The following is a 25,631-nucleotide window of genomic DNA, read 5'->3' on the forward strand; positions in this document are numbered from 1 at the left end:
CACCGATGGACGAGGCCCTGCTCAGGAGCCTCACGCCGAGCGTGCTCGGGATCCTCGTCCGCCGCGGAGCCGATTTCGCGGCGGCCGAGGACGCCGTCCAGGAAGCCCTGGTCGAGGCGGTCCGGACCTGGCCCGCCGACCCTCCGCGGGATCCGAAGGGCTGGCTGGTCACCGTGGCCTGGCGCCGGTTCCTCGACGCGACCAGGGCGGACGCCGCACGCCGCCGGCGTGAGGACCTCGTGGAAGAGGAGCCGCCGCCCGGGCCTGCGCCCGCGGTGGACGACACGCTGCAGTTGTACTTCCTGTGCGCCCACCCGTCGCTGACGCCGTCGTCCGCGGTGGCGCTCACGCTGCGCGCCGTCGGCGGGCTCACCACCCGCCAGATCGCCCGGGCCTACCTGGTGCCCGAGGCGACCATGGCGCAGCGCATCAGCCGGGCCAAGCGCACCGTCTCCAGCGCAAGGTTCGAGCGTCCCGGCGACGTCGCCACCGTGCTGCGCGTCCTCTACCTGGTCTTCAACGAGGGCTACTCCGGCGACGTCGACCTCGCTGCCGAGGCCATCCGGCTCACCCGGCAGCTCGCGGCCCGGGTCGACCACCCCGAGGTCGCCGGGCTGCTCGCGCTCATGCTGATCCACCACGCCCGGCGCGCCACCCGGACGGCGCCCGACGGAAGTCTGGTGCCGCTCGCCGAGCAGGACCGCGGCCGGTGGGACACCGGGGCGATCGCCGAGGGCGTGCGGATCCTGCAGGGGGCCCTCGCCCGCGACCGGCTGGGCGAGTTCCAGGCCCAGGCGGCCATCGCGGCGCTGCACGCCGACGCACCCACCGCCGAGCAGACCGACTGGGTGCAGATCGTGGAGTGGTACGACGAGCTCGTGCTCCTGACCGACAGCCCGGTCGTACGGCTCAACCGCGCGGTGGCCGTCGGTGAGGCCGACGGGCCGCGCGCCGGACTGGCGGCGCTCGCGGCGCTGGACGACGCGCTGCCCCGCCACAGCGCGGTGGCGGCGTACCTCCACGAGCGCGACGGCGACGTGGTGGCGGCGGCTCGGCTGTACGCCGAGGCGGCCCGCCGGGCGCCCAACCTCGCCGAGCGCGATCACCTGACGCGCCAGGCCGCCCGGCTGAACAGCGCCCACCGCTCCGGCTGACCGGCGGCGCCGGCCCGAGCCGTCCGGACGACCGGTGCGGCCGGAGCCGGGCTCACCAGGTCCCGCCGTCGACCAGGGCGGCCAGCCGGTCGGGCGCCTCTTCCACCACGAGGTGTCCGGCCCCCGGCAGTACCCGCAGTTCGACGCCCAGCGTGCGGGTCACCGCCGGGCCGATCCGCTTCGGCGGGAGGAACACGTCGTGCTCCCCGGTGAAGACCGTGCGGGACACCGGCCTCGCCGGCAGGTCCGCGGTACCGGGTGCCCCGCTGGAGCGGGAGTGCCGGGCCACCAGCGTCATCCACTCCACCAGCCGTTCCCTGGGCTCGTGGTCGGGGGCGAGCATGGCCCGCAGGAGCCTGGCGCTGCTCCTGGGAGCGGGCCGCAGGAACCACGCGGCCGAGGCGGCGAGCAGGCCGGGGGGCAGACGCAGCCCGGTGAGGCCACCGGGAGAGACGAGAACGAGCCGTTCGATGTGCCTGGACGCACCCGACAGGGCGATGGCGGCGCCGAAGGAGTGGCCCATCACCACCACGGAGCCGGGCGAGGTCTCGTCGATCACCTCGTCCAGCCATGTGCCGTACCAGGACAGCCGACCCCCGCAGAGGTCCCGGCCACCGGAGCTGAGTCCGGGCTGTCCTGGTACGTCCAGCAGCGACACCCGGTGGCCGGCGGCGACGAGGGCGGTGGCCAGGGGCAGCGAGGCGGCCGCATTGAAGTTGGTACCGGGGACGAACACGACGGTGGTGGCGCCGGTGCCGGCGGATACGACGTGGGTCTGCGCTCCGCCCGCGTCCACCACGGTCCGCTCGTGCGGCACGTCCCACCCGTCGAGCTGTTCGTGGCACCAGCGCCGGATGAGTTCCCGGCCCCCCGCGCTGCGATAGATCGTGTTCGACGCCATCAGCAGGGCCTCCGATCGGCCGGTTCGGACGGGGCGAGCGCGGTGTGGAGGAGCCAGCCCCCCGCCGCGCCGACCACGTACCAGAACAGGTCGGGTGCGTTGAAGGTGGAACCGAGGACCAGGCGGGCCGCGGTGCTGTGTCGGGAGAGCTCTGCGGGTACGGCGGTCAGCTGGAGGAACTCGACGGCCCAACTGGCGGCCAGCGCCGTCCCCGCCGCCCGCAGGGGCGTCAGCCGGGGCGCGACCAGCACGACGAGGGTCAGCAACAGGACGGTGTACAGGGCGTCTCCCCCGTACTTCGCCGTGCTCCCCGCCGTGACGGCCCGCAGCCCCAACCCTGCGGCCACGGTCAGCACCGCGGCCCCCGCCGCCACCAGCCGGGTCCGTCGGAGGTCGGGGGCGGTGGCGGTGGCGCCGTCACGGCATCGGGACATGGGATTCACGGGGCCATACTGCCGGAGCCGTCCGGACCGGCCCGGCCCTCCTGGGCCTAGGTCGTCTCTTCCGGATCTTGTCGGCCGAGCCCGCGGCGTCCGGTGCCATGGGGTCTCCCCAGGCCCGCCAGGGCCGAGGAGAAGGCCGGCAAGGCGGAGGGGCGCCCGTGTACTGGACGTACTCGGGCGCCCCGACAACGCGGCCGGGTGCGGTGCCGGGCGTCGCGGGCCCGACAAGATCCGGAAGAGACGGCCTAGCGGGTCGGGTAGTCCGTGTAGCCCCGTGCGTCGCCCCCGAAGAAGGTGGCGGGGTCAGGGGTGTTGTACGGGCCTTCGGTGCGCAGGCGGTCCGGCAGGTCCGGGTTGGCCAGGAAGAGGGATCCGAAGGCGAGGAGGTCGGCGACGCCGTCCTCGATCAGCGAGAGGGCGCGGTGGTCGGTGGGGCCCTCGGTCGCCGGGTTCAGCACGAACGGTCCGGAGAACTGCTTGCGCAGGGCGAGCGTGGCCTCCCGCGCCTCGGGGGCGTGCTCCAAGACGTGGAGGTAGGCCAGGCCGAGTCCGTCGATCTCCTTGACCAGGGCCTCGTAGACCGGCTGCGGGTCGGGCTCGGCGATGTCGTTGTACGTGTTGCCGGGCGAGACGCGCAGTGCCGTGCGCTCGGCGCCGATCGCGGCGGCCACCGCCTTGACCACCTCCACCGCGAAGCGGATCCGGTTCTCCACCGGACCGCCCCACTCGTCGGTGCGCAGGTTCGAGCCGGGAGCCAGGAACTGGTGGATCAGGTATCCGTTGGCCCCGTGCAGCTCCACCCCGTCGAAGCCGGCCTCGACCGCGTTGCGGGCGGCCTGCGCGTAGTCGGCGATGGTCTGCCGGACCTCGGCCCCGGTCAGCTCGTGCGGGGTGACGAAGTCCTTCATGCCCTCGCCGGTGAAGAGCTGCCCCTGGGCGGCCACGGCCGAGGGGGCCACCGGGACGAGGCCGTCGGGCAGCAGCGTCGGATGGCCGATGCGGCCGGAGTGCATCAGCTGGGCGAAGATCCGGCCGCCCGCCGCGTGCACGGAGTCGGTGACCTCGCGCCAGGCCGCGACCTGCTCGGCGTCGTGCAGGCCGGGGGTGAAGGGGTAGCCCTGCCCGACGACGGAGGGCTGGATCCCCTCGGTGATGATCAGACCGGCGGAAGCGCGCTGCGTGTAGTACTCGGCGACGAGGCCGGTCGCAATGCCGCCCTGACCTGCTCGGCTGCGGGTCATCGGGGCGAGGGCGATCCGGTTCGCGAGGGTGGTGCCGGCTACGTGGACCGGTTCGAATGCGCTGGTCATGTCTGCCTCACACATATAGTTGGTCGGCCAATGATTGGCTGCGAGATGCAGCGTACCTCATCACTTGGCCGACCAAGATAAAATGTGGGCGGACGGTAGAATCCATCCGGAGATCTGCCGGACCGACCAGGAGGAGCACGTCCATGACCGCGGAGTCCGTACGGGAGCCGCGCTCCGCCACGCAGTGCGCGGCGGTGCCGAGTGCGGTGCTGGACGGGCCGGTGAGTCATGCGATCAGCCGGGTCTCCCGGCTCCACCGGATCGCGGCGGGCCGGGTCCTGCGGAACCTGGGGCTGCACCCGGGGCAGGAGTTCCTGATGATGCACCTCTGGGACAGCGGGGCCGTGCGCCAGTCCGAGCTGATCAAGGCGCTCGGCCTCGACCCCTCGACGGTGACCAAGATGCTCCAGCGCCTCGAGCTCTCCGGCCATGTGCGGCGCAGCCCGGACCCCGCGGACCGTCGGGCCTCCCTGGTCGAGGCGACCGAGGCCAGCCGCGGGCTCCTGGTCGAGGTCCGCAGGGCATGGGGGGAACTGGAACGCCAGACCCTGGACGACCTGGACGCCGCCGAACGCACCGAACTGGCCCGCCTCCTGGGCAAGGTCGAGGCCACCTTGTGCACGGAGCTCACCCGCGCCTTCGGTGCGGAGTGCGACGCCACCGACAAGGGCCCGGGCGGCTGTTAGGCCGCCCCTTCCGCACCGCTCGCGACCCGCCTTCCCGCATCCGCGCACTCAGTGGGCGATCTTGTCCGGTTTGACAGAGAATCGCCATGAGACACCCTCACCCGATGTCGGCATGCGCGGATCGACGGTCCGAAGGTCGTGGGACATGGCACCTGCAACGCTCCAGGGCGCGGAACGGACCGAGGCTTCCCCAGCCATGGAAGATCCCGGGGCACGGACGACGGAACGGTGGTCACCCACCCGGGAGGAACTCGCGTCCGTCCGGACCACCGTGGCCCGGTTGAGGGCCGCCTACCCCTCGGTCGATGCGGACACCGTCGAGGCGACGGTCAAGGCGGCGTACGACTCGTACCGGCAGGCCAGGGTCAGGAAGTACGTCCCGATCCTCGCCGAACGCCGGTCCCGGAAGGCGCTCGCCGTCGTCGTCGGGAGCACCCCGGACGTGCTGGGGGACGCGCCGTGACCGCGGTGACCGCCGTGGGCCAGGAAGGGGGCGAGCGCTGATGTCCGACGAGAGGGCCGAACGCATCGCGGACTTCATCGAGCCGCTACGGGTACGACCGGGGTCGAAGGTGAGTCTGGAACGGGACTTCGATCCCCGCTACAAGGCCGGCATGAAGAAGCGGGACGGGACCGAACTGCTGCGGACCGGGGTGTCACTGCTCGCCGAGTACCAGGAGCGGCTGGCCGCCCAGGACACCTACGGCGTGGTCCTCGCCCTCCAGGCACTCGACGCCGGAGGCAAGGACGGGACGATCCGCCACGTGATGAGCGGCGTCAATCCCCAGGGCGTACGGGTCAGCAGCTTCAAGGTGCCCTCCTCCGAGGAGCTCGACCACGACTACCTGTGGCGCTACGCCCGGCGACTGCCCGAACGGGGCGAAATCGCCATCTTCAACCGCTCGCACTACGAGGAGGTCCTCGTCGTGCGCGTCCACCCCGAGGTCCTCCTCCGGCAGAAACTGCCGGAGCACGTGCTCGGACCGGACATCTGGGACCGGCGCTACCGGGAGATCAACCGTTGGGAGCACTACCTCACGGACAACGGGTTCAAGGTGTTGAAGATCTTCCTGAACCTGTCCAAGGAGGAGCAGCGCACCCGCTTCCTGAAGCGGATCGACCTGCCGGAGAAGAACTGGAAGTTCTCCGCCGCCGACGTGCGGGAGCGGCGCCGGTGGGACGAGTACCAGCACGCGTTCTCCGAGATGCTGTCGGCGACGAGCACGAAGTGGGCACCGTGGTACGTCGTGCCGGCGGACCGGAAGTGGTTCGCGCGGATCTGTGCGGCGGCGATCCTCGCGCACACCCTGATGGACATCGATCCGCAGTACCCCGACGTGGGTGAGGAGGCCCGCAAGGACCTCCTCGTCACGAAGCGGAGCCTGGAGCGGGACGCTCCGGCCGGCGCCCCGGCCGATCCGTACGCCGCCCGGCACGGCGAGCCGAAGAGCAAGTCGAAGAGCAGGCCGAAGAAGAAGCGTGGCTAGCGGCCCTCGGACGGCGCGCGGCCGGACCGGACGCGTCCGCGGCCGCGGATCGGAGGCACAACCATGACGGTGCGGTCGGATTCCGTGGCGGAACAGCCGCGGGCTGGCGGGGACGGCTGGTACGCGCGCTCCCCCCAGGAGGTCGTGGCGGCGTTCGGTGTCGATCCCGCGGCCGGCCTGTCCGCGGCGAAGGCCGCGGAACTCCTGGCTTCGCACGGCCCGAACGCCCTGCCCGAGGAGCAGCGGACGCCGGCCTGGCGCCGCTTCCTCGCCCAGTACCGCAGTTACATGCAGATCGTCCTGGTGGCCGCGGCGATCGTGTCGCTGGTCATCCAGGAGTGGACCACCGCGATCCTGCTGATCGTCCTGACGCTGCTGAACGCGGTCGTGGGCCTGCGTCAGGAGGGCAAGGCCGAGAGCGCCATGAAGGCGCTGAAGTCGATGATGAAGGCGACGGCCCGGGTGCGCAGGGACGGCAGGGAGGCCGAGATCCCCGCCGAACAGCTGGTCGACGGGGATGTCGTGCTCATTTCCGCCGGGGACCAGGTGCCGGCGGACGGACGTCTCATCGAGGCCAGCGCCCTGCAGATCGACGAGTCGGCCCTGACCGGTGAGAGCGTGCCCGCCGCGAAGGAGACCGGGCCGCTGCAGGGCAGCGGGCTGTCGCCCGGCGACCAGACCAACACGGCGTTCATGAACACCCCGGTCACCCACGGCAGCGGCGTCATGATCGTCACCGCGACCGGTGCGGACACCGAGCTCGGCAAGATCTCCGGAATGTTGTCGGCCACCGAGAAGGAAGTGCCGCCGCTCACCAAGGAACTCGACCGGCTGACCCTGTGGATCACCGGCGCGGCGGGCCTCACCATGATCGTGATGTTCGCGCTGGGCCGCCAGCGGGACCAGGCCTGGGACGTCCTGTTCGTCAGCGCGGTCTCGCTGGCCATCGCGGCCATCCCCGAGGCCCTGCCGACCGTGACCCAGGCGATCCTGTCCGTCGGGAGCCTGAACCTGGCGAAGCGCAGCGCCATCGTCAAGGAACTGCCGTCGGTGGAGACGCTGGCGTTCACCTCCGCGATCAACTCGGACAAGACCGGCACCCTGACGATGAACCAGATGACCGCCGTCGAAGTGCTGAGCCCCACCGACCGGTACACCGTGTCGGGCACGGGCTACGGACTGGAGGGCAAGGTCCACCACGCCGCCGGGTCCACCGCGGGGATCGAGGACGCGATCCTGCCCTACGTGGTGGCCAGCGACGCCAAGCTGGTGGGCGGAGCGGTGGTGGGCGATCCGACCGAGGGTGCGCTGCTGGTGCTCGCGCACAAGGCCGGCCTGGACACCGACGCCACCCGGGACGCCCTCCCCCGGCTCGCCACCCTGCCGTTCGACCCCGAGTACAAGCTGATGGCCACCTTCCACCCGGCGGTCGACTCCTCCGGGCGGCCGGTCGTGCGCTGCTTCGTCAAAGGAGCGGCCCCCGCGGTGATGGCGCGGGCCACCACCGCGCTCGCGGCGGGCGAGACCGTCCCGTGGGACGCCGAGCTGCTGCGCCGGGCCGAGGAGCAGAGCGAGCGGATGGGCGGTGAGGGACGGCGGGTGATGGCCGCGGCCATGCGCGACCTGGACCCGGACGGCTTCGATCCCGAGGGCGACCTGCTCGCGTACGTCACCGAGCTGCGGATGACCAGTCTCGTCGGCATGGTCGATCCGCCCCGTGAGGAGGCCAAGGCCGCGGTGGCCGACGCGCAGGCCGCACACATCCGGGTCCGCCTGGTGACCGGTGACGACGTCACCACCGGGGCGGCGATCGCCCGGCAGATCGGGATCCCGGGCGAGGCCGTGCTCGGTTCCGATTTCTCCGCCATGAGCGAGGAGGAGCAGCTCGCCCGCATCGAGGGGATCGGTGTGGTGGGACGCGTCGCCCCGGAGCACAAGGTGCTGCTCGCGAACACGCTGAAGAAGAAGGGCGAGGTCGTGGCGATGACCGGGGACGGCGTCAACGACGCTCCCGCCATCAAGGCGGCCGACATCGGCATCGCCATGGGCAGCGGCACGGACGTGGCCAAGAACGCCGGACGCATGATCCTCTCCGACGACAACTTCGCCACCATCGTCTACGCCGTCGAGCAGGGCCGGACGATCTACGACAACCTCACCAAGTACATCCGGTTCGTACTGCTCCTGCTGGTCACGTTCGTGCTGACGTTCCTCGGGGCGACCGTCTTCAACATCGCCGCCGGTGAGCCGTTCACCCCGCCGCAGGTGCTGTGGATCCACTTCGTCGTCAACGCCTCCTTCGGCTTCGCGCTCGGCTTCGACCGGGAGAGCGCCGGACTCATGCGGCGCCGGCCGCGTCCGCGCGGGGAATCGGTGCTCACCCGTCCCGTGCTGGTCACGGTCGGGCTCGGCGGGCTGGCGATCACCGTCCTGCTGCTCGGCCTGATCACGCTCGGCGAGAGCCACTTCGGCGACGTCGAGATCGGCCGGTCGATCGCGTTCACGGCCTTCGCCCTCTGCCTGATCGTGGCGGCGTTCGAATGCCGCAGCGAGACGGATTCCGTGCTGACGACCTCCACGTTCGATAGCAAGCAGATGAACTGGGTCGCCCTGGCCCAGCTCGTGCTCTCGGTGCTGGTGACCCAGACGGACGGCTTCCAGCGGGTCCTCGGGACGACCGACATCAACGCGCGGCAGTTCGGCTGGGCGCTGCTGGCCGCCGTCGTGCTCCTGATCCTGTGGGAGCTGGGCAAGCTCGTGGCCCGCCGCCGGCCCGGGGCCGCGTGAGGAAGGCCGGTCCGTGACCAGCCGGCGCGACGGCCCCGGGGTGCTCGCGCGCTTCCAGTCGGTTCCCGGGATCCGCGCGGCGAAGTCCTACCGGCGCGCGTGGCTGCCCAAGGACCTGGTCGCGGGAGTCGTGCTGACCACGCTGCTGGTGCCGCAGGGCATGGCCTACGCCGAGCTGGCGGGCCTGCCGGCCATCACCGGCCTGTACACGACGATCCTCTGCCTGCTCGGGTACGCGGTGTTCGGGCCGTCCCGGATCCTGGTGCTGGGCCCGGACTCCTCGCTGGGTCCGATGATCGCCGCCACCGTGCTGCCGCTGGTGGCGGCCGACGGGGATCCCGACCGGGCCGTCGCACTCGCGTCGATGCTCGCGGTCATGGTGGCGGCCATCATGATCCTGGCCTCGGTGGCGAAGCTCGGTTTCATCGCCGACCTGATCTCCAAACCGACGATGATCGGCTACATGAACGGCCTGGCCCTGACCATTTTCATCGGCCAGCTCCCCAAACTGCTCGGCTTCAAGGTCGAGGCGGACAACCTGATCGGCGAGTGCGCCGGCCTCGTGCGGATGATCGCCGACGGGGCGACGGTACCGGCGGCGGCCGCCGTGGGCCTCGGCGGAATCGCTCTGATCCTGATCCTCCAGCGCTTTCTGCCGAAGGTTCCCGCGGTGCTCGTGATGGTGGTCCTGGCGATCGCCGCGGCCACCCTCTTCGACCTCGACGAGCACGGCGTCGGCCTGGTCGGCGTACTGCCCGAGGGATTCCCGCCGTTCACGCTCCCCGATGTGCGGCCCGCCGACCTCGCGCCGCTGCTCGGCGGTGCGCTGGGCATCGCCCTGGTGTCGCTGGCCGACACGATCTCCAACGCGTCCGCCTTCGCGGCCCGCGCCGGCCAGGAGGTCCGCGGCAACCAGGAGATGGCGGGCGTCGGTGCGGCCAACCTGGCGGCCGCCCTCTTCCAGGGCTTCCCCGTCAGCACCAGCGGCTCCCGGACGGCGGTGGCGGAGCGCGCGGGGGCCCGGAGCCAGCTCACCGGGGTCGTCGGGGCGGCGCTCATCGTCCTCATGCTCGTGCTGGCTCCGGGTCTGTTCCGCAACCTCCCCCAGCCGGCCCTCGCGGCCGTGGTCATCACCGCGTCGCTGTCCCTGGCCGACGTACCCGGAGCCGTACGGCTGTGGCGGCAGCGCCGGGCGGAGTTCCTGCTCTGCTTCGCGGCCTTCGCCGGCGTGGCCCTGCTCGGCGTGCTGCCCGGCATCGCCATCGCCGTGGGGCTGTCCGTACTCAACGTCTTCCGGCGGGCCTGGTGGCCGTACGACACCGTGCTGGGGAGGGTGCCGGGCCTGGAGGGCTACCACGATGTCCGTTCCTACCCCGGGGCCGAGCAACTGCCGGGCCTGGTGATCTACCGGTTCGACGCCCCGCTCTTCTTCGCCAACGCCAAGACCTTCCGGGACGAGGTCAGGCGGCTGGCCGGTGGCGCGGATCCGCGGCCGAGCTGGATCGTGGTCGCCGCGGAGCCCATGACGGACGTGGACACCACCGCAGCCGACGTCCTGGAGGAGCTCGACGAGGCGCTCAACGCGGACGGTGTGCACCTGGTGTTCGCCGAGCTCAAGGACCCGGTGCGGCGCAAGATCGAGCGGTACGAACTCACCCGGACCATCGACCCCCGGCACTTCTTCCCCACCGTGGAGGCCGCGGTCGCCGCGTTCCGGCTGCGCACCGGAGCCGAGTGGTCCGCACCGGGCCCCGACGGGACGGCCGGTCCCTCGTCCACCGGCCCGACATGACGGCCCGCGCCCCGGATGGCACGAGCGACGCGGCGAGGGCACCATGGCCGTGGAGGACGCCATGAGCAAGGACCCGCCGGGACCTCCCGCACAGGACGAGCCGGCCCGCGAGAACCGCCGGTGGCCCCGCCTGACGCTGCCCGGCTGCTGGGGCGCGCTCCTCCTGGCCTGTGTGTCCTTCACCCCGTCGCTGCTCCCCCGCGGAGGCGTGCTCCAGGGCCTGGTCTGCGGCATCAGCGCGGCCATCGGCTACGGGCTGGGCGTGGTCGCGGCCTCCGTGTGGCGCGCCTTCGCCGACCGGGAGGCGCGGATCCCCTCGCGCCGGTCGTGGCTCGTCCTGATCGTCAGCGCGGTCGTGCTCTTCGGCGTCTCGTTCGGCCTCGGCCAGTACTGGCAGCACGAGATCCGTCTGCTCATGGGAGTCAGCGACTACAACGTCCTGTTCACCGTCGCCTGCCCGTTCGTCGCGGCCCTCGTCTTCCTGCTGCTGCTCCTGGCCGGGCGGGGGCTCCGGGCCCTGTACCACCGGGCCGCCGACCTGCTGGGGCGCTGGATCGGCAGACGGGCGGCGCGGGTGGTCGGCTGGCTCCTGGTGGCGGGCCTGGCGTGGGCCGCGTTCTCCGGGCTGCTGCTGAACGGCTTCGTGAACGCGTCCAACGAGGCCTTCTCGCTGCGCGACACGGAAACCCCGGAAGGAGTGCACCAGCCCACGTCGGCGCTGCGTTCGGGCGGGCCCGGCTCGCTGGTGCCGTGGGACTCGCTGGGCCGGGAGGGTCGGGCGTTCGCCGATGGCGGGCCGTCGGCCCAGGAGATCGGCGCGTTCACCCACCGTACGGCGCAGGAGCCCGTCCGCGCCTACGCCGGACTGGAGACCTCCGACGACACGGAGACGCGCGCGGCCCGGGCGGTCGCGGACCTCGAACGGGCGGGCGGCTTCCAGCGCGAGAACCTGCTCGTGATGACCACGACGGGCAGTGGCTGGGTCGATCCCGCCGCCGTGGACTCGTTCGAGTACCTGGGGAACGGCGACTCGGCCACCGTGGCGATCCAGTACTCGTACCTGCCGTCGTGGATGTCGTACCTGGTGGACCAGTCCAAGGCGCGCGCGGCCGGCCGCGACCTCTTCGACGCGGTCTACGACAAGTGGTCCAAGCTGCCCCAGGACCAGCGCCCGCGCCTGTTCGTGGCGGGGGAGAGCCTGGGGTCGTTCGGCGGTGAGACGGCCTTCAGCGGGGAGGCCGACCTGCGCAACCGCACCGCCGGCACCGTGTTCGCCGGCCCGCCCAACTTCAACACGCTGTTCCGCGAGTTCAGCGACCACCGCGACGCGGGCAGCCCCGAGATCGAACCCGTCTACCGGGAAGGACGGACCGTCCGGTTCACCGACGACCCGGCCACCGGGACGCCTCCGGCGGACCGGCCGTGGGACGGCCCGCGGGTGCTCTACCTGATGCACCCGTCCGATCCGATCGTCTGGTGGAGCCCGAACCTGGCGCTCACCGAGCCCGACTGGATCGGGCAGCGGCCCGGCTCGGACGTGCTCGAAGCCATGGTCTGGATCCCGTTCGTGACCTTCTGGCAGGTCACCGCCGACCTGCCGTTCTCGACCGGCGTACCGGACGGCCACGGCCACACGTACAAGGCCGCGTACGTCGACGCCTGGAACGACATCATGCGGCCCGACGGATTCACCGCGCAGGACCTGAACCAGCTCAAGGACATCGTCTCGCCGAAGAGCTGAGCCCACCCCACCGCCGGTCAGCGCAGCAGGTACCCGACGAGGTAGCCGAAGGCGTTGACCGCCCAGTGCAGGCCCATGGGAGCCAGCAGGCTGCCGCTGCGGCGGCGCAGTTCGCAGAACAGGACGCCGGCCGCCGCCGTGAACAGCACAGCGCCCAGCACCGCCCCGAACGCCGACTGGCCGACGACCGAGCCCACGGCCGGTTTCGCAGTCGCCAGGTGCAGCGACGGCAGCACGTGCCACAGCCCGAACAGCAGGCTCGACACGGCGGTCGCCCAGACCGCTCCGCGGACGCGGTCCACGAGGCCGTAGAGCACGCCGCGGAAGGCGATCTCCTCCACCAGGACCGTGCCGACGGGTACCAGGACGAACACGCGGAGCAGCACCTCGCCGCCGTCCATCGCGTCGTACCGCCGGTCTTCGAACAGCCCCCTGGTGGCCGGCAGCAGGGCCCCGGCCAGGTAGACGACGCCGACCAGGCCGATCAGGACCAGCGCCCAACGGGCACCGCGGGCCAGCGTGCCCCGGGCCAGACCCGCGTCCGCGGGGGTGCCGCCGGCCCAGCGGAGCACGCCGAGCAGCAGGCCGCTGACCACGACGGCCGTCACCGGGCCCCACGCACCGGTCCAGCGGTGCAGGACCAGGTTGGCGGCGCCGAGGACGACCACCGTGACCCCCACGGCCGGCCAGGTACCGATGCGACGCGGGCGTCGATCGTGTCGCCGCCCGGCGTCATCGGCGGTGCTGCGGGGCATGAGAACCCACCTCGGTCATGACGACAGGTCAGTCGCCCTCATCTTGCACCGTCGCCGCGGAACACGACGGCCGCAACCCCGGGGGGGGCGCCGGCCCGCGGGGTCCTCACTGCCGTCCGTGCTCGTTCACCTGGTGTTGCGGTGCCGGAAAGTTCCGGCGTCCACAGTGGTCCGGTCGGTCCGGTCCACTCGGTGTCGGTCCACGGCGGACCAGGACCGCTGCCTCAGTAGTCGATGCGGTCGGTCTTGGCCACCCACGCGTCGAAGGGCTCCGTGCGGTTGGGCAGGTCCAGCTGCTCGATCGCCAGCGGCCACTTCGACGCGGGCTGCTTCTCGAACAGGTCGTAGAACTTGCGGTCGTCGAAGCCGGCCACTGCGGCGTCGTGCCGGTCGGCGGCGAAGACGATCCGGTCGACCCGCGCCCACAGCGCCGAGGAAAGACACATCGGACACGGTTCGCACGAGGTCACCAACACGCAGCCTTCGAGCGAGAACGTGTCGAGCTCCTTGCAGGCGGCACGCATCGCGCTCACCTCGGCGTGGGCGGTGGGGTCCAGGGTGGAGGTGACCCGGTTGTTCCCGAGCGCGACGATCTCGCCGCCCTTGGCGACCAGGGCGCCGAACGGCCCGCCGCCGTTCGCCACGCTGTTCGTGGCGAGTCTGATCGCCTCGTCCAGCCAGGTGCGCTTGAGGTCCTGGATGTTCGCTTCTTGGGTGTGCGCGGTCACGGTCACTCCTTAGGGGACGGTGGGGGATTTCCCTGGTGTGCTGCCCGCCTGGAGGGCGGACCAGGGACGAGGGGTGGGGCTCGCGGGTGCCGCTTCGAGGCCGGCTTCCGGGGATCGGCACGGTCGGCGGCACCCGCGGGAGCTCGCTACGGCCGGATGCCTGCGATGTGCTCCGGTGCGACCGGGCCACGGGACAGGTCCGCCCCCGGCGCATTGCGGACGGCGAGTTCCGCGGTGACGGTGACGCCCGGGTCGAGCCGGGCCACGGCGAGCAGCCGTCCGGACAACGTCTCGCTCAAGGCTGCCTCTCCCCCGTTTCGTTGCATCGTGTGTGAAGGAGTAGACAGGCAACCGGGCCGAGTCAGGCAGGGACGGAAGACATGAAATCGTCCGCTGGCTGAAACCCACTCTTCGTACAGATCTACAAAACCCCTTCCCCGGACACGACATGGCCTCTGGTCAATAGTCCAGCGGACCAACCCAGAAGCGAACCTTCCTGATGGAGGCGGTCGTTGGCACAGAGGTCCGCTCGAACCGGCCGGTGCGGGCGAAGCGGAACGTCCCAATGGCCCGCGGGTCGGTGGTCGCGCACTGCCAGGGCGGCGCGTGGGCGGTCGTTCAGCCGAACGCTTCGGCCCCGGGATAGGGGGCTCCGTCCCGAACGGGCGGGACCAGATACGTACCTGCCGCCCGTACCGTCAGCAGCCGCCCGGCCGGTCCGTCCGGACCGGGCTGCCCGCCGAAGTTGACGCCACCCAGCCAGCCGCGCTGGGTGAGGATGCGCAGCACCCGTTCGGGGCTGTCCTGGAAGCCGACGAAGTTCAGCCCGGCCCGGAAGCCGGGGGCGGCCGCGACCGGTTCGAAGAACTCGTACCCCTGCCGGAACACCCGCAGCGAGCCGCTCTGGTCGGGGTCGGCGGTGCCGGTCAGATTGGACCGCCGCACATGGCTGGTGAGCAGCACCGGATCGGCGGTGGGCCCCGGCTCCAGGAAGTCCTCGTTGCCCGGTTGCGTCACCTCGGTGGTTCCGGTCACCGGACAGCCCGCGGCCGGTACGGGCCGTCCGTCGGCATCACGTCCGGTGAGCGGGGCTCCGGTGAGCTTGTCCCGGCCGACGAGGAGCTCCTGCTGCGCGCGCGGCAGGAGGTGCCACTGGTCGAGGTCGACGGCGAGGCGGGCGAAGACCAGGCAGGTACCGCCGATCGTCCACGGGTCCGGGCCCGCGTCGGCCGCTCCGATGCTGATGACCCGTTCCCGGTCGGCGCTCTCCAGGTTGGACACGCCGTCGTGGAAGCCGATCCAGCTGCGCCGGTCGTCGCGCTGGAATCCGGTGTGGATGCCCGCGATCTCCAGCGTGGCCGTCCGCGAGTCGCCGGTGCGCGCGCCGCGCAGCAGCTTCCACAGCTCCACCACGGCGCGCGAGACCGCGAGCTGGGTGTCCGCGGTGAGCTGCAGGCAGAACTCCTCCGTGGCGTCGTTGCGGGTGACGTCCGCCGCGTAGGACAGGCCCCCGCCGACCAGCAGCGGCCCGCCGCCGGTGGGGCGGGGCGAGCGGAACCGCAGCCGCGGGCCGAGTGCGGCCGGGCAGGGCAGTTTCGCGCCGGCGATGTCGAACGCCTTCGGGCCGAAGCCGAGCAGGAACTCCAGGCCGGCGCTCGGCACCGGGTGGCCCGGCAGTTCCGGCACGACGCCGTCGGCGAGGCCGCGCAGCAACGTGGTCACCTCGCGCAGCGCGTCGTCGACGGCCGCGGCGTCGGCCTCCGGGTCGGCCCGCAGGAAGACGAGCGCGAGATGGCCGGGTGGGCGCCGGCCGGGCCCGTGGTAGATCCCGTCCTGGAGGACGCTCATCTCCCGCCCCGGGGGCGGCTGCCCGGGGCTGCGGGTCGCAGGGCCTCGGCCTCGAAGGCTTCCTTAAGCGGCCCCACGGTGTCGGTGCACACGCGCGCGTCCCGGCAGCGGACGGGCCCGGGCGAGTCGGCGAGGACCACGAAGTCGCGGGGCGGTACGGGCCTCGGTGCGCCGAGCGCGACGATCGGGCCTACCTGTACCTGGCGCACGACCTCGTAGCCACCGGTCAGGGGTTCCTCCGCATCGCCCTCCACCACGGTGATCTCGTCGAGGAAGTGCGGGTCGTCGTCAGCCGGTCCGAACTCCAGCCGCTGGGTCAGCCCCTGTTGGCCGCGGCCCAGCCGGATCCACGGGTCCGGGACGGGGCCGCCCTCGAAGAGGAAGACCTCGGAGGTGAACTGCTGGATGTACATGCCCAGTGGGTCGGCGAAGGACACGGTCCGGCCGTGGAAGGCGGCGTCCGCCGCGGCCAGCGCGGCGGCCGGGTCGGCGTGGCGGCAGGACAGGGCTTCGAGCCCGGGCTGCTGGCGGAAGATCTGGTCCCGTCCGGCCGGTTCGAAGCCGCCCGCGGAGTTCCGGCGGGCGTAGGGCTTCGCGCCGAACATCACGATGTAGATCAGGTCGTCCAGCCCGTTGATGGGGTGGGCCATGAACAGGGCGTTGACCGCGTTGAGGGAGCCCGCCGGTTCGGCCGGGACGTCGGCGTCGATCAGGTCGGTGTGCTGTCCGTGGCCGGTCAGGTGGCGGGCGAAGGCCACGCGGCGCTGGGTCGGGGCGAGCAGCTGCGGGTCCGCGACGGCGGGTCCGTAGAGTTCCTGCCAGCGGGGTTCGGTGCCGAGCGTCCCGGTGAGGATTTCCCGCAGGCGGGCCGGGGCGTGCTCGGCGAGCATAAGGTAGTACTCGGGGAGCTCGGTGGTGACCTGCACCCGCTTGGGGCGGATCCGTCCCTCGGTGTCGGTCGCGCTGATGACCGCGTACTCGCAGTACTCGTTGTGCAGGGCGCGGCGGCCGCGCACGCCCCAGTCGGACAGCGTGCAGGCCGTGGCGGCGTCGAAGCAGAACTCCGGCTCCGCCGGATTGCCGAACCAAGTGACGGCCACCCGGTCGACGGTCGGACCGTCGGGCTCCAGGGTGAAGTACTGGCTCCCCAGTTCAGGCTCGAGGCGCCTGAACTGGCGGTCGATCTCCTTGTTCCAGTGGTCCAGGAGATCGGGGGTCAGGTCGTCGGCCAGTCCGGGGGCGGAGAACGGCACGTCGGTACCTCCTGACGGGGCGCAGCCCCGTAGGTGACGTTGTGAGCGACGGGAGTCGTGACACAGAGTATCCGAAACATTCACGGAAAGTAGTCGACGGCGCGCCCGGCGTCGTCCTCCGTGCCCGGGAGCGCGGCCGTCAGCCGACGGCCAGCACGACCGGGCCGCCCGACCGGTCGACCCGGTCCGTCCACCCCGCCGGCAGCCTCATCGACCGCGACGGCGTCGCCCGGACCGGGAACCGCCGCCGCCACAGGAGCCGGCCGTCCTGGGCCGCCGTCAGCACCGGGGCGGTCAGCGGCTCATCGGACCGCAGCAGCATCGGCCGCCCCCCGAGGTCCTTGAGCCGGTTCGGTGCCACCCACAGCAACGGGGCCCGGACGGCCAGCGGCGGACCGGCATCCGGCCACGGTGCACCCGACAGTCGGGCGAGGATCGGGGCCGCGGCAGCCTCACCCTCCGCGGCCGCGGTGGCAGCGGGTTCGACGCCGTGCAGGGCGTTGCCGACCGCGAACACCCCCGCCGTCGACGTACGGAAGGACGCGTCCACGGAAGGACCGCGGGTGCCCGGGTCCAGGGCCACGCCACCGCGGCGCGCCAACTCGTGGTCGGGGATCCAGTCGCCGGTGAAGACCACCGTGTCGCACGCCAGGACCCCGCAGCGGCCGTCCTCGTGGCGCACGGCCACGCCCGACAGGCGTCCCCGGCCGCGCAGTTCGGCCACCGTCGTGGCCGTGAGCAGCGGTACTCCCGGCACGGCGGCGGCACGGGGGCGCTCCGTGACCACGGCCACCACCTCCGTTCCCGCCCGGCGCAGGGTGCGTACGGCGTGCCGGGCCACCGGCTCGGCGCCCACCACGACGGCCCTGCGGCCGACGTCCTGTCCGTACAGGTGGACCGACTGCTGTAGCTCCCCGGTGGTCAGCACGCCCGCCGGCCGGGAGCCGGGCACCAGCCGGGCGCTGCGCGGGCGCTCGCGGGCGCCCGTGGCGAGGACGACGGCCCGGGCCGTGATCCGCTCCGGGCCCGCCGGGCTCGTGGTCTCCAAGGTCAGCGGGCCGGCCCAGCCGGTGGCGCTGACACCGGTACGGACCGTCGCCCCGGCCGCCGTCGCCGCCCGCACGGCGCGCCGCGCGTACGCCGGTCCGGTGAGCCAGGGGCGTACGGGCCCCCCGAAGCCGCCGTGGTGGCAGTGTCGCGGCACTCCGCCCGCGTCCTGCTCGCGCTCCAGGACCTCGACGTGGCCCGCGCCCGCGCCCGCGAGGCGGGCGGCGAGGGCCAGCCCGGCGGGACCGGCGCCGACGACCAGGACGTCGACCGTGCGGTCACGGCTCACGTGCGGGCCTCCTCGAACAGCGAGCGGACGGCGGCCCCGCAGTGGAAGCCCTGGCAGCGGCCGCCCCGCGCGCGCGTGCGCCGCCGCAGGCCGTCCGGCGAACCGGGCGGGACGGTCGAGGCCAGCGCGTCGCGGATCTCCCCGCGCGTCACGCGCTCGCAGTGGCAGACGATCCGGCCGTACTCCGGGTCCCGTGCGATCAACTCGGCATCGCGGTAGGGCCTGAGGAACGCCTCGCCCAGGTTCGGCATCCGCACCGGCTCCAGCTCCCGGGCCCCCGCCACGGGCAGGCCGCCGTCGGCGAGCAGTTCCACGACGTGGGCGGCGATCGCCATCGAGGCCGTCAGTCCCGTCGAACGGATCCCGCCCACGGTGACGTACCGCTGCGCGGGGTGGGCCCGGATCGCGTAGTCGTCGTCGCCGGTGGCGGCCCGCAGGCCGGCGTAGACGGCCGTGACCTCCTCCTCCAGGAGGGCCGGCAGGATCCGTCGGCCCTTCTCCCGCAGCAGGGCGAGCCCCTCGGCGGTCGATCCGGTGTCCGTCTTGTCGTCCAGGTCCTCGGCGGTCGGCCCGAGCATCACGTTCCCGTACACCGTCGGCGACACCAGCACCCCCTTCCCGAGGGCGCTCGGTACGGGCAGCAGGACGTGCCGTACGAGGTCGCGGGCGAGCTCGTCGAAGACGATGAGTTGGCCGCGCCGGGGCGTCACGGCGAAGTCCGCGTGACCGAGGAGCCGGTCGATCTCGTCGGCGTACAGACCGGCCGCGTTGACCAGGTGCCGGGTGCGCAGCGGGCCCCGGCTCGTGGCCAGGGTGTGCGTTGCGCCCGACGTGACCTTCTGGACGCGGCAGTTGAGGTGGAGGTCGACGCCCGCGCGCACGGCCTGCGTGGCGTACGCGAGCGTGGTCGTCCAGGGGCAGATGATGGACTCCCCCGGCACGTGGAGGCCGCCCAGCGCCCCGGGGCCGAGCTCCGGCTCTCGGGCCCGCACCTCCTCGGCCGCGATGATCCGGGCCGCGCGGTAGCCGTTGCGTTCGGCCTTGTCCGCGAGCCCCGGTAGTGCGGCCGCCTGTTCCTCGTCCCAGGCGACGAGGAGCGCCCCGAGCGGCTCCACCGGGATGCCGCTCTCGGCGGCGTACGCGGAGAGCAGTCGGTGGCCCTCCCGGACGAGCCGGGACTCCAGGGAATCGGGCACCGCGTCGAAACCGGTGTGCAGGATGGCGGTGTTGGCCTTCGAGGTGCCGTCACCGACGTCGTCGGAGGCGTCCACCAGCGCGATCCGCAGCGGGAGCCGGGCCAGTTCGCGGGCGATCGCCGCACCCACCACGCCGGCACCGACGACCGTCACGTCGTACTCCCCGCCGGGCAGGGCGCCGCCGGTCGTGACGGTGGTGGCGGTGGTGGAGACGGTCATGCCGGTGCGTCGCCGAGCAGGGCCGAGACCGCCGCGCGGAAGCGTGCGCGGCGCTCCGTCGCCTCCGCCGCGTCGGCCCGCGGCTCGTAGACGGCGGACGGCTTCCACTGCGGGACGGCCTCGGCGACGGTGAGCGAGGGATCGAGCCCGAGCCGGGCGACGGCGCCGACGCCGAGCGCGGTGACGTCCGGCAGCGCCGAGACCTCCACGGGGATCCCGAGGAGGTCGGCCTGGGCCTGCATGAGCAGCGCGGACCGGGTCAGCCCGCCGTCGACGCGCAGGGCGGCGAGCGGGGCGCCCAGGTCGGCCGCGACCGCGTCCGCGAGCTCCGCCACCTGGGCGGCGACGCCGTCGCACAGGGCGCGCACCAGGTGCCCGGCGGTGGTGTCGAGACCCAGACCGGTGACCGAGCCCCGCAGGTCGCCCCGCCACCACGGGGCGGCGAGCCCGGCGAGCGCGGGGACGAAGGTGACGCCGCCGGCGTCCGGAACGCGCCCGCCCACGGTGTCGATGTCGGCGGCGCCGGAGATCACTCCGAGATCGGTGAGCCAGCGCACGGCGGAGGCGGCCGTGTACACCTGCCCGTCCAGGCAGTAGCTGGTCCGGCCGGCGAGCCGCCAGGCCACGCAGCCGACCAGCCCGGAGGTGCTGCGCAGGGGGCGCGGGCCGGTCTGCGCCAGGAGGAACGCGCCCGTGCCGTAGGTGCACTTGGCGGTACCGGCTTCGGTGACGCTCTGGGCGAGCAGTGCGGCCTGCTGGTCCACGAGCAGCCCCGTCAGCGGCAGCTCGGGACCGAACGCGGTGGTGGTGCCGACGCGGGTGTCCGCGTCGACGACCTCCGGCAGCCGCTCCCCCGCGAGGCCGAAGGCGTCGAGTGCCGCGTCCGACCAGCGGGTGGTGTCGAGGTCGAGCAGCTGGGTGCGGCCGGCGGTCGCCGCGTCGGTGACGAACGCGCCGGTGAGGCGGTGCACCAGCCATACGTCGCTGGTCGTCACGACTCCGCGCCGGGTCAGGTGGCGGCGTATCCAGGCCATCTTGGGGGCGGCGAAGTACGGGTCGAGCGGCAGGCCGGTCGCCTCCCGCAAAGAGGCCGCGTGGGGGGCCAGTTCGGTGCAGAGCCCTTCGGCGCGCCGGTCCTGCCAGACGATCGCGTCGGTCAGTGGTTCGCCGGTGGCCGGGTCCCAGGCCAGGACGGTCTCGCCCTGGTTGGCGAGGCCCACCGCCACCACCGGCTCGCCCGCCGCCGCCAGCGCGGCGCGTCCGGCGTCGACGACCGAGTCCAGTAGTTCGCCGGGGGTGACCTCGACCCGGCCGCCCGGCAGGTAGCGGGGCCGTACTGCGGCGGATCCGGATCCGATGACCCCGCGCACCGGACAGACGACCAGCGCCTTGGTCCCCGAGGTGCCTTGATCGACAGCGAGCACCGGGCCCGTCATCACCACTCCGTCCCTGGTGTCGCCTTGATCGAACGTCCGCCGGAAGCCTGCACCGGCCGACGCCGCCCGTCAAGATCCGTCCGAGGCCGCCGTCCGTCACTGACGCATCCTCATATGAGGATCGTGGCTTGATACTTACGTTCGAACATAGAACTGGATGCGTATGCTCCTGATCGCCATATAGTGATCGCCGATCAACGGGCAGCGACATCGACCGTGGGTCAACGGCGGGGGTTCGACGGACAGTTCTCGCATGGTTCACGCATCCCTGGCACCGGGCACGGCTGCACCACGGCAGTCGGCGGCCGGATGGACCCACCTTCCATGCGATCCGAGGACTGATGATCACGACCACCGTAGAACGCGCCCGCCCGGGCCGCCGCCCGTCGACCGGGACGAGGTGATGGCGGGCAGCGATTTCCGGCCCGTCTACCACCCGGCCGGCCACGACAAGGAGCTGCGTTCCGCCGCCCAGGACCTGCGCACCGGCCGCTGGGTCTCCATGGCGCGCTTACTGGAGCGCACCGACAACTGGGGCCTGTGGACTCAGCGAACGCAGGTGCTCGCCGCCGTGTCCGCCGGATCCGACGTGGTCCAGGCCTGGCGGGCCGAGCAACCGAACAGCGTCGCCGCGCTCGTGATGCACACGCGCGTCTGCGTCGAACGGGCCGTTCGCGCCCACCGCGCCGGACACGCCCGCACCGGCGAGCTGTGGCAGGAAGCCTGGTCGACCTGCCGTGAGGCCGCCCGCATCAACCCCGCCGACCCCGTGCCCTGGGTCTGCCTGCTCGCCCTCGCCCTCCTCGACGAACAGCGGCAGATGGCCGAGCACCGGATCGCGCCACCCGCCCCGATGCTGCCCCCCGGCCCCTGGGGCATCCTCGCGGAGGTCGACAAGCGCGACCCGCACAACCGCGAGGCCTACCACCGCATGCTCCAGTTCGTGTACGCGGGCGCGCCCGGACCGCTCTCCGAGGCCGCCAACTTCGTCCACTGGGCCGCCAGCGCCGCCCCGCCGGGATCGCCCGTACACGTCCTGCCGCTCTACGTACGGGTCGAGCGCTACCGTCGCGAACGCGGCCAGGAGAAGGCGCTCGACCTGCACTGGGTCGCCGAGGACGCCGTCCGCGACGCCCTCCACGCCATGGACACCTGGTTCCACCACGCCGATCTGCCGCACGCCTCCCCGCTCGATCTGAACCAGCTCGCCCATGCCCTGTGGGGGGCCCTCCAGTTCGACGAGGCGGCCCGGGTGTTCGACACCATCGGCCCGTACTGGACCACCCTGCCGTGGGCGCACCGGACCCGCGACCCGGCCGACCGCGCCCTGGCCGAGGAGGTGTTCCTGCAGGCCAGGTCCCGCAGCCTGGCCGGCCGGAACTGACCCCCGCCGCCCTCCCCCACGGCGCCGACCCCTCTCTCCACCCGCACCACCCAAGCCTCACCCGCACCCCAGGCTCCACCCGCACGCCCGAGCTCCACCCGCACCCCCAGGCTCCACCGTCCCCGTGCTTCACAGACCCCCGGAGGTACCGCCGTGTCCAGAACCGAATGGGCAGCCCGCCAGGACCGCAAGGCCCCACCCCAGCAGGACGAGGAACAGCGCCTGCGGGAACTCGGCTACCAGCCCGTCCTCGCGCGCCGGATGGGCGGCTTCGGCAACTTCGCCATCAGCTTCTCCGTCATATCCGTCCTCTCCGGCTGCATGACGCTGTACGGGTTCGGCATGGGCTCCGGCGGCCCGGCCGTGATGCTGTGGGGCTGGGCCGGCGTGGGCCTCTTCGTGCTCTGCGTGGGTCTCGCCCTGGCCGAGGTCACGAGCGCCTACCCCACCTCCGGCGCGCTCTACTACATGGCGGACCGGCTCGGCGGACGCCGCTGGGGCTGGTACACGGGCTGGCTCAACCTGCTCGGCCTGCTAGGCGCCATCGCCGGCATCGACTACGGTGCGGCCCTGTTCACCGGCGCCTTCCTCAACCTCCGCTTCGGGTTCGTGCCCACGCCCGGATCCACGTTCCTGATCTTCCTGTGCATCCTGCTGCTGCACGCCGCGCTCAACCTCTTCGGGGTCCGCCTCGTCAGCGTGCTCAACTCCATCAGCGTCTGGTGGCACCTGGGCGGCGTCGCGGTGATCGTCGGCGCCCTGGCCTTCATCCCCGACAACCACCAGTCGGCGTCGTTCGTCTTCACCGAGTTCGTCAACGACACCGGCTGGGCCAACCCGTTCTACGTGGCGGCGGTCGGCCTGCTGCTCGCCCAGTACACCTTCTCCGGATACGACGCCTCCGCGCACCTCTCGGAAGAGACCAGCAACGCCTCCGTCTCCGCCGCGAAGGGCATCGTCCGGGCCATCTGGGTCTCCTGGATCGCCGGTTTCGCCCTGCTCGCCGGCCTCACCTTCGCCATCCAGGACTACGCGGCCGTCCAGAACAGCGCCACCGGCGTCCCGCCCGCCCAGATCTTCATCGACGCGCTGGGCTCCGGCGGGGCCACCGCCCTGCTCCTCGTCGTCATCGTCGCGCAGCTCTTCTGCGGCAACGCCGAGGTCGCCGCCGCGAGCCGGATGGTCTTCGCGTTCAGCCGGGACAACGCGCTCCCCGGATCCGCCCTGTGGCGCAAGGTCAGCGGCCGGACCCAGACGCCGGTGCCCGCCGTATGGCTCTCCGTCGCCGTCGCGGCCGTACTGACCCTCCCCTCCCTGCACTCCGCCACCGCCTACGGGGCCGTGACCGCCATCAACGTCATCGGCATCACCCCGGCCTACGCCATCCCGATCTACCTGCGCCTGCGCGCCGGCAACCGCTTCGAGCCCGGCCCCTGGAACCTGGGCCGCTGGAGCAAGCCGATCGGCTGGACCGCAGTCGTGTGGGTGGCGCTCGTCACCGTCCTGTTCTGTCTGCCCCAGAAGTCCCCCGTCACCATCGACACGATGAACTACGCCGTGATCGCCCTCGCGGTGGTCCTGCTCCTGGCCAGCGTCTGGTGGTACGTCGCCCGCCGCTCGTACGGCACCCCGTCGGCCTACGGCAACGCCCGCGAGCAGGCGGAGATCGCCGAAGACATCGTCTGATCCGGGCCGGCCGGCCCGGCCGGCCGCGCCCGCAACCCGGTCGACGGACGACCGGGTTGCGGCGCACGGCCGGTCAGCGGCGGCCGACCGGATGCTGCCGGACACTTCGGCGTCCTGCCGGTGCACCGCCCGGAACGCGACGGGGTCGGAGCGCCCTCGTCGGCCCCGCGTCCGCACCCCGGCCTACCACCGGTCGGCGTACGCCTCGCTGCGCGCGGCCCGATGCGTTTCTACGCTGGATGAATGAGCATCAGATCCTCTGGACGCAGGGCCGGCGCGGGCGCCGCGGCCCTCGCCATCGGTGCATCGGTCCTCCTCGTGCCGACGGCCGCCGGCACCGCGCGGGCGGAGCCGCTGCCACCGCGACCCGCCCCTGCCGTCGACGCCTCGCTGTTGCACCGCGCCGGGACCCACGTACGGGCGCGGCAGGGGGCGCCCGCACTGCCGGACGACGTGTCCGCCCTGTCGTGGCTGGTGGCGGACGCCGGTACGGGTGCGGTGCTCGCGGCCCACGACGCACACCGCCGGCTGCCACCGGCCAGCACCCTCAAGACGCTCTTCGCCCTCACCGCACTGCCCCACCTGCCCGGTTCGGGCCGGCACACGGTAACCGAGGCCGAGCTGGACGAGGTACCGGAGGGGAGCAGCACGGTGGGTCTGTCCGCAGATCACACCTACCGGGTGGCTGACCTGTGGCGGGGCGTCTTCCTCAGCTCGGGCAACGACGCCGTGCACGTGCTGGCCGCGATGAACGGCGGCTGGGACGTCACGTCCGCGCAGATGCAGGCCAAGGCACGCGCCCTCGGTGCGCGGGACACCACCGTCGTCTCCCCGGACGGTTTCGACGCGGACGGCCAGGCTTCCTCGGCCTACGATCTCGCCGTCTTCGGCCGTACGGGCCTCGCCGACCCCGCCTTCGCCGAGTACGCGGCGACCGCCGACGCCCGCTTCCCCGGCGGCACCAACGCCGACGGCAGTCCCACCTGGACGTACGGAATCGAGAACACCAACCGACTGGTGACCGGTCAGGACGGGACGGGCCGGTACCCGGGGATCATCGGTGTGAAGAACGGCTACACCTCCCAGGCGGGCTTCACCCTGATCGCAGCCGCCCGTCGGGACGGTCGCACGCTGCTGGCAACGGTGATGAACCCCCAGTGGGGCGGCGCGAACGCCGTGTACGAGGAAGCCCGGTCCCTGCTGGACTGGGGATTCGCCGCGGCGGGCCGGGTGGATCCGGTCGGATCGCTCGACCCCCCGCCGCCGCCCGCGGCGCCGCCCGCGACACCGCGCACCGTCGCCGCGCGCGCCGTCACCCCGGACGGGATCGACGTGGAGACGCCGGTGGTCTACGGCTTGTCGGCCGCGTTCCTCGCCGCGGTGGCGGCCCTGACCGGGGCAGCCGTCCTGCGCCGCCGCCGGAGCCCGTGACCGCGCGCACCGCACCCGGGCTCGCGGGCCTGCGCAGGACTCGAGGCGGCCCGCGGGC

The 25,631-nt window shown here is 72.7% G+C and carries 21 protein-coding genes; 10 read left to right on the forward strand and 11 right to left on the reverse strand.

Annotated elements, in window-relative coordinates; translation table 11 throughout:
* The first annotated feature begins 5 nt into the window (after positions 1–5).
* Positions 6–1,154, forward strand: coding sequence for a DUF6596 domain-containing protein (locus ACIQK6_RS05330; RefSeq protein ID WP_329107419.1), 1,149 nt, complete (start codon positions 6–8; stop codon positions 1,152–1,154).
* A gap of 52 nt (positions 1,155–1,206) precedes the next feature.
* On the opposite strand, the gene ACIQK6_RS05335 is transcribed toward ACIQK6_RS05330, so the two are convergent.
* From ACIQK6_RS05335 to ACIQK6_RS05345, 3 genes are all read right to left on the reverse strand, one after another.
* Positions 1,207–2,055, reverse strand: coding sequence for an alpha/beta hydrolase (locus tag ACIQK6_RS05335; RefSeq protein ID WP_329095858.1), 849 nt, complete (start codon positions 2,053–2,055; stop codon positions 1,207–1,209).
* Positions 2,055–2,489, reverse strand: a complete 435-nt coding sequence (locus ACIQK6_RS05340; protein ID WP_329107421.1) for a DUF2809 domain-containing protein — start codon at positions 2,487–2,489, stop codon at positions 2,055–2,057. Before ACIQK6_RS05340 ends, ACIQK6_RS05335 begins: the two co-directional genes overlap by 1 nt.
* A 254-nt stretch (positions 2,490–2,743) precedes the next feature.
* On the reverse strand, positions 2,744–3,808 hold the full coding sequence (locus tag ACIQK6_RS05345; protein WP_329095860.1) for an alkene reductase: 1,065 nt from the start codon (positions 3,806–3,808) through the stop codon (positions 2,744–2,746).
* Between the two features lie 143 nt (positions 3,809–3,951).
* Here ACIQK6_RS05345 and ACIQK6_RS05350 point away from each other — a divergent pair, with 143 nt between their 5' ends.
* The 6 genes from ACIQK6_RS05350 (at position 3,952) to ACIQK6_RS05375 (ending at position 12,301) form a co-directional block, all read left to right on the forward strand.
* Positions 3,952–4,494 (forward strand): MarR family winged helix-turn-helix transcriptional regulator, encoded by a 543-nt coding sequence (locus tag ACIQK6_RS05350; protein WP_402694351.1) that lies wholly within the window; start codon positions 3,952–3,954, stop codon positions 4,492–4,494.
* Positions 4,495–4,639: 145 nt separating this feature from the next.
* Positions 4,640–4,957 (forward strand): three-helix bundle dimerization domain-containing protein, encoded by a 318-nt coding sequence (locus ACIQK6_RS05355; protein ID WP_329095864.1) that lies wholly within the window; start codon positions 4,640–4,642, stop codon positions 4,955–4,957.
* 40 nt (positions 4,958–4,997) lie between these two features.
* Entirely contained in the window at positions 4,998–5,981 is a 984-nt protein-coding gene (locus ACIQK6_RS05360) for a polyphosphate kinase 2 family protein (RefSeq protein WP_402694352.1), read from the forward strand.
* A 63-nt stretch (positions 5,982–6,044) separates the two neighbouring features.
* Positions 6,045–8,768, forward strand: a complete 2,724-nt coding sequence (locus ACIQK6_RS05365; protein WP_402694353.1) for a cation-translocating P-type ATPase — start codon at positions 6,045–6,047, stop codon at positions 8,766–8,768.
* 13 nt (positions 8,769–8,781) lie between these two features.
* Entirely contained in the window at positions 8,782–10,560 is a 1,779-nt protein-coding gene (locus tag ACIQK6_RS05370; protein WP_402694354.1) for a SulP family inorganic anion transporter, read from the forward strand.
* A 61-nt stretch (positions 10,561–10,621) separates the two neighbouring features.
* Positions 10,622–12,301 (forward strand): alpha/beta hydrolase, encoded by a 1,680-nt coding sequence (locus tag ACIQK6_RS05375; RefSeq protein WP_329095870.1) that lies wholly within the window; start codon positions 10,622–10,624, stop codon positions 12,299–12,301.
* A gap of 17 nt (positions 12,302–12,318) precedes the next feature.
* Here the strand turns inward: ACIQK6_RS05375 and ACIQK6_RS05380 are convergent, their stop codons facing one another.
* From ACIQK6_RS05380 to ACIQK6_RS05415, 8 genes are all read right to left on the reverse strand, one after another.
* Positions 12,319–13,056, reverse strand: a complete 738-nt coding sequence (locus tag ACIQK6_RS05380) for a CPBP family intramembrane glutamic endopeptidase (protein ID WP_329095871.1) — start codon at positions 13,054–13,056, stop codon at positions 12,319–12,321.
* Between the two features lie 224 nt (positions 13,057–13,280).
* Positions 13,281–13,790 (reverse strand): nucleoside deaminase, encoded by a 510-nt coding sequence (locus ACIQK6_RS05385; RefSeq protein ID WP_329095873.1) that lies wholly within the window; start codon positions 13,788–13,790, stop codon positions 13,281–13,283.
* Between the two features lie 140 nt (positions 13,791–13,930).
* A complete protein-coding gene (locus tag ACIQK6_RS05390; RefSeq protein ID WP_329095875.1) occupies positions 13,931–14,083 on the reverse strand; it encodes a hypothetical protein in 153 nt (50 codons plus the stop codon).
* Between the two features lie 319 nt (positions 14,084–14,402).
* Positions 14,403–15,632 (reverse strand): hypothetical protein, encoded by a 1,230-nt coding sequence (locus tag ACIQK6_RS05395; protein ID WP_329095877.1) that lies wholly within the window; start codon positions 15,630–15,632, stop codon positions 14,403–14,405.
* Positions 15,629–16,885 (reverse strand): hypothetical protein, encoded by a 1,257-nt coding sequence (locus ACIQK6_RS05400; protein ID WP_329095879.1) that lies wholly within the window; start codon positions 16,883–16,885, stop codon positions 15,629–15,631. Before ACIQK6_RS05400 ends, ACIQK6_RS05395 begins: the two co-directional genes overlap by 4 nt.
* Before the next feature lie 139 nt (positions 16,886–17,024).
* Positions 17,025–18,221, reverse strand: a complete 1,197-nt coding sequence (locus tag ACIQK6_RS05405) for an FAD-dependent oxidoreductase (RefSeq protein ID WP_329095881.1) — start codon at positions 18,219–18,221, stop codon at positions 17,025–17,027.
* Positions 18,218–19,636, reverse strand: coding sequence for an FAD-dependent oxidoreductase (locus ACIQK6_RS05410; RefSeq protein WP_329095883.1), 1,419 nt, complete (start codon positions 19,634–19,636; stop codon positions 18,218–18,220). Before ACIQK6_RS05410 ends, ACIQK6_RS05405 begins: the two co-directional genes overlap by 4 nt.
* A complete protein-coding gene (locus tag ACIQK6_RS05415) occupies positions 19,633–21,072 on the reverse strand; it encodes an FGGY family carbohydrate kinase (RefSeq protein ID WP_329095885.1) in 1,440 nt (479 codons plus the stop codon). Before ACIQK6_RS05415 ends, ACIQK6_RS05410 begins: the two co-directional genes overlap by 4 nt.
* Before the next feature lie 403 nt (positions 21,073–21,475).
* Here ACIQK6_RS05415 and ACIQK6_RS05420 point away from each other — a divergent pair, with 403 nt between their 5' ends.
* From ACIQK6_RS05420 to ACIQK6_RS05430, 3 genes are all read left to right on the forward strand, one after another.
* The gene (locus ACIQK6_RS05420; protein ID WP_329095887.1) at positions 21,476–22,456 is read left to right on the forward strand and encodes a hypothetical protein; all 981 of its coding nucleotides are present in this window, start codon (positions 21,476–21,478) and stop codon (positions 22,454–22,456) included.
* A gap of 261 nt (positions 22,457–22,717) precedes the next feature.
* The gene (locus ACIQK6_RS05425) at positions 22,718–24,142 is read left to right on the forward strand and encodes an amino acid permease (protein WP_329107425.1); all 1,425 of its coding nucleotides are present in this window, start codon (positions 22,718–22,720) and stop codon (positions 24,140–24,142) included.
* A 243-nt stretch (positions 24,143–24,385) separates the two neighbouring features.
* Positions 24,386–25,573, forward strand: coding sequence for a serine hydrolase (locus tag ACIQK6_RS05430; RefSeq protein WP_329095889.1), 1,188 nt, complete (start codon positions 24,386–24,388; stop codon positions 25,571–25,573).
* The last annotated feature ends 58 nt before the right edge of the window (positions 25,574–25,631 follow it).

Origin of the sequence: Streptomyces sp. NPDC091682, from assembly GCF_044756625.1 — a bacterium.
Lineage (GTDB): Bacteria > Actinomycetota > Actinomycetes > Streptomycetales > Streptomycetaceae > Streptomyces.

What these genes read in the sequence shown, in the direction of transcription:
- ACIQK6_RS05410 (WP_329095883.1), bottom strand. Translation starts at nt 19,636, where the DNA reads ATGACCGTCTCCACCACCGCCACCACCGTCACGACCGGCGGCGCCCTG.
- ACIQK6_RS05380 (WP_329095871.1), bottom strand. Translation starts at nt 13,056, where the DNA reads ATGCCCCGCAGCACCGCCGATGACGCCGGGCGGCGACACGATCGACGC.
- ACIQK6_RS05365 (WP_402694353.1), top strand. Translation starts at nt 6,045, where the DNA reads ATGACGGTGCGGTCGGATTCCGTGGCGGAACAGCCGCGGGCTGGCGGG.
- ACIQK6_RS05335 (WP_329095858.1), bottom strand. Translation starts at nt 2,055, where the DNA reads ATGGCGTCGAACACGATCTATCGCAGCGCGGGGGGCCGGGAACTCATC.
- ACIQK6_RS05375 (WP_329095870.1), top strand. Translation starts at nt 10,622, where the DNA reads ATGAGCAAGGACCCGCCGGGACCTCCCGCACAGGACGAGCCGGCCCGC.
- ACIQK6_RS05345 (WP_329095860.1), bottom strand. Translation starts at nt 3,808, where the DNA reads ATGACCAGCGCATTCGAACCGGTCCACGTAGCCGGCACCACCCTCGCG.
- ACIQK6_RS05395 (WP_329095877.1), bottom strand. Translation starts at nt 15,632, where the DNA reads ATGAGCGTCCTCCAGGACGGGATCTACCACGGGCCCGGCCGGCGCCCA.
- ACIQK6_RS05425 (WP_329107425.1), top strand. Translation starts at nt 22,718, where the DNA reads ATGGGCGGCTTCGGCAACTTCGCCATCAGCTTCTCCGTCATATCCGTC.
- ACIQK6_RS05355 (WP_329095864.1), top strand. Translation starts at nt 4,640, where the DNA reads ATGGCACCTGCAACGCTCCAGGGCGCGGAACGGACCGAGGCTTCCCCA.
- ACIQK6_RS05415 (WP_329095885.1), bottom strand. Translation starts at nt 21,072, where the DNA reads ATGACGGGCCCGGTGCTCGCTGTCGATCAAGGCACCTCGGGGACCAAG.
- ACIQK6_RS05340 (WP_329107421.1), bottom strand. Translation starts at nt 2,489, where the DNA reads ATGTCCCGATGCCGTGACGGCGCCACCGCCACCGCCCCCGACCTCCGA.
- ACIQK6_RS05420 (WP_329095887.1), top strand. Translation starts at nt 21,476, where the DNA reads ATGGCGGGCAGCGATTTCCGGCCCGTCTACCACCCGGCCGGCCACGAC.
- ACIQK6_RS05330 (WP_329107419.1), top strand. Translation starts at nt 6, where the DNA reads ATGGACGAGGCCCTGCTCAGGAGCCTCACGCCGAGCGTGCTCGGGATC.
- ACIQK6_RS05360 (WP_402694352.1), top strand. Translation starts at nt 4,998, where the DNA reads ATGTCCGACGAGAGGGCCGAACGCATCGCGGACTTCATCGAGCCGCTA.
- ACIQK6_RS05350 (WP_402694351.1), top strand. Translation starts at nt 3,952, where the DNA reads ATGACCGCGGAGTCCGTACGGGAGCCGCGCTCCGCCACGCAGTGCGCG.
- ACIQK6_RS05430 (WP_329095889.1), top strand. Translation starts at nt 24,386, where the DNA reads ATGAGCATCAGATCCTCTGGACGCAGGGCCGGCGCGGGCGCCGCGGCC.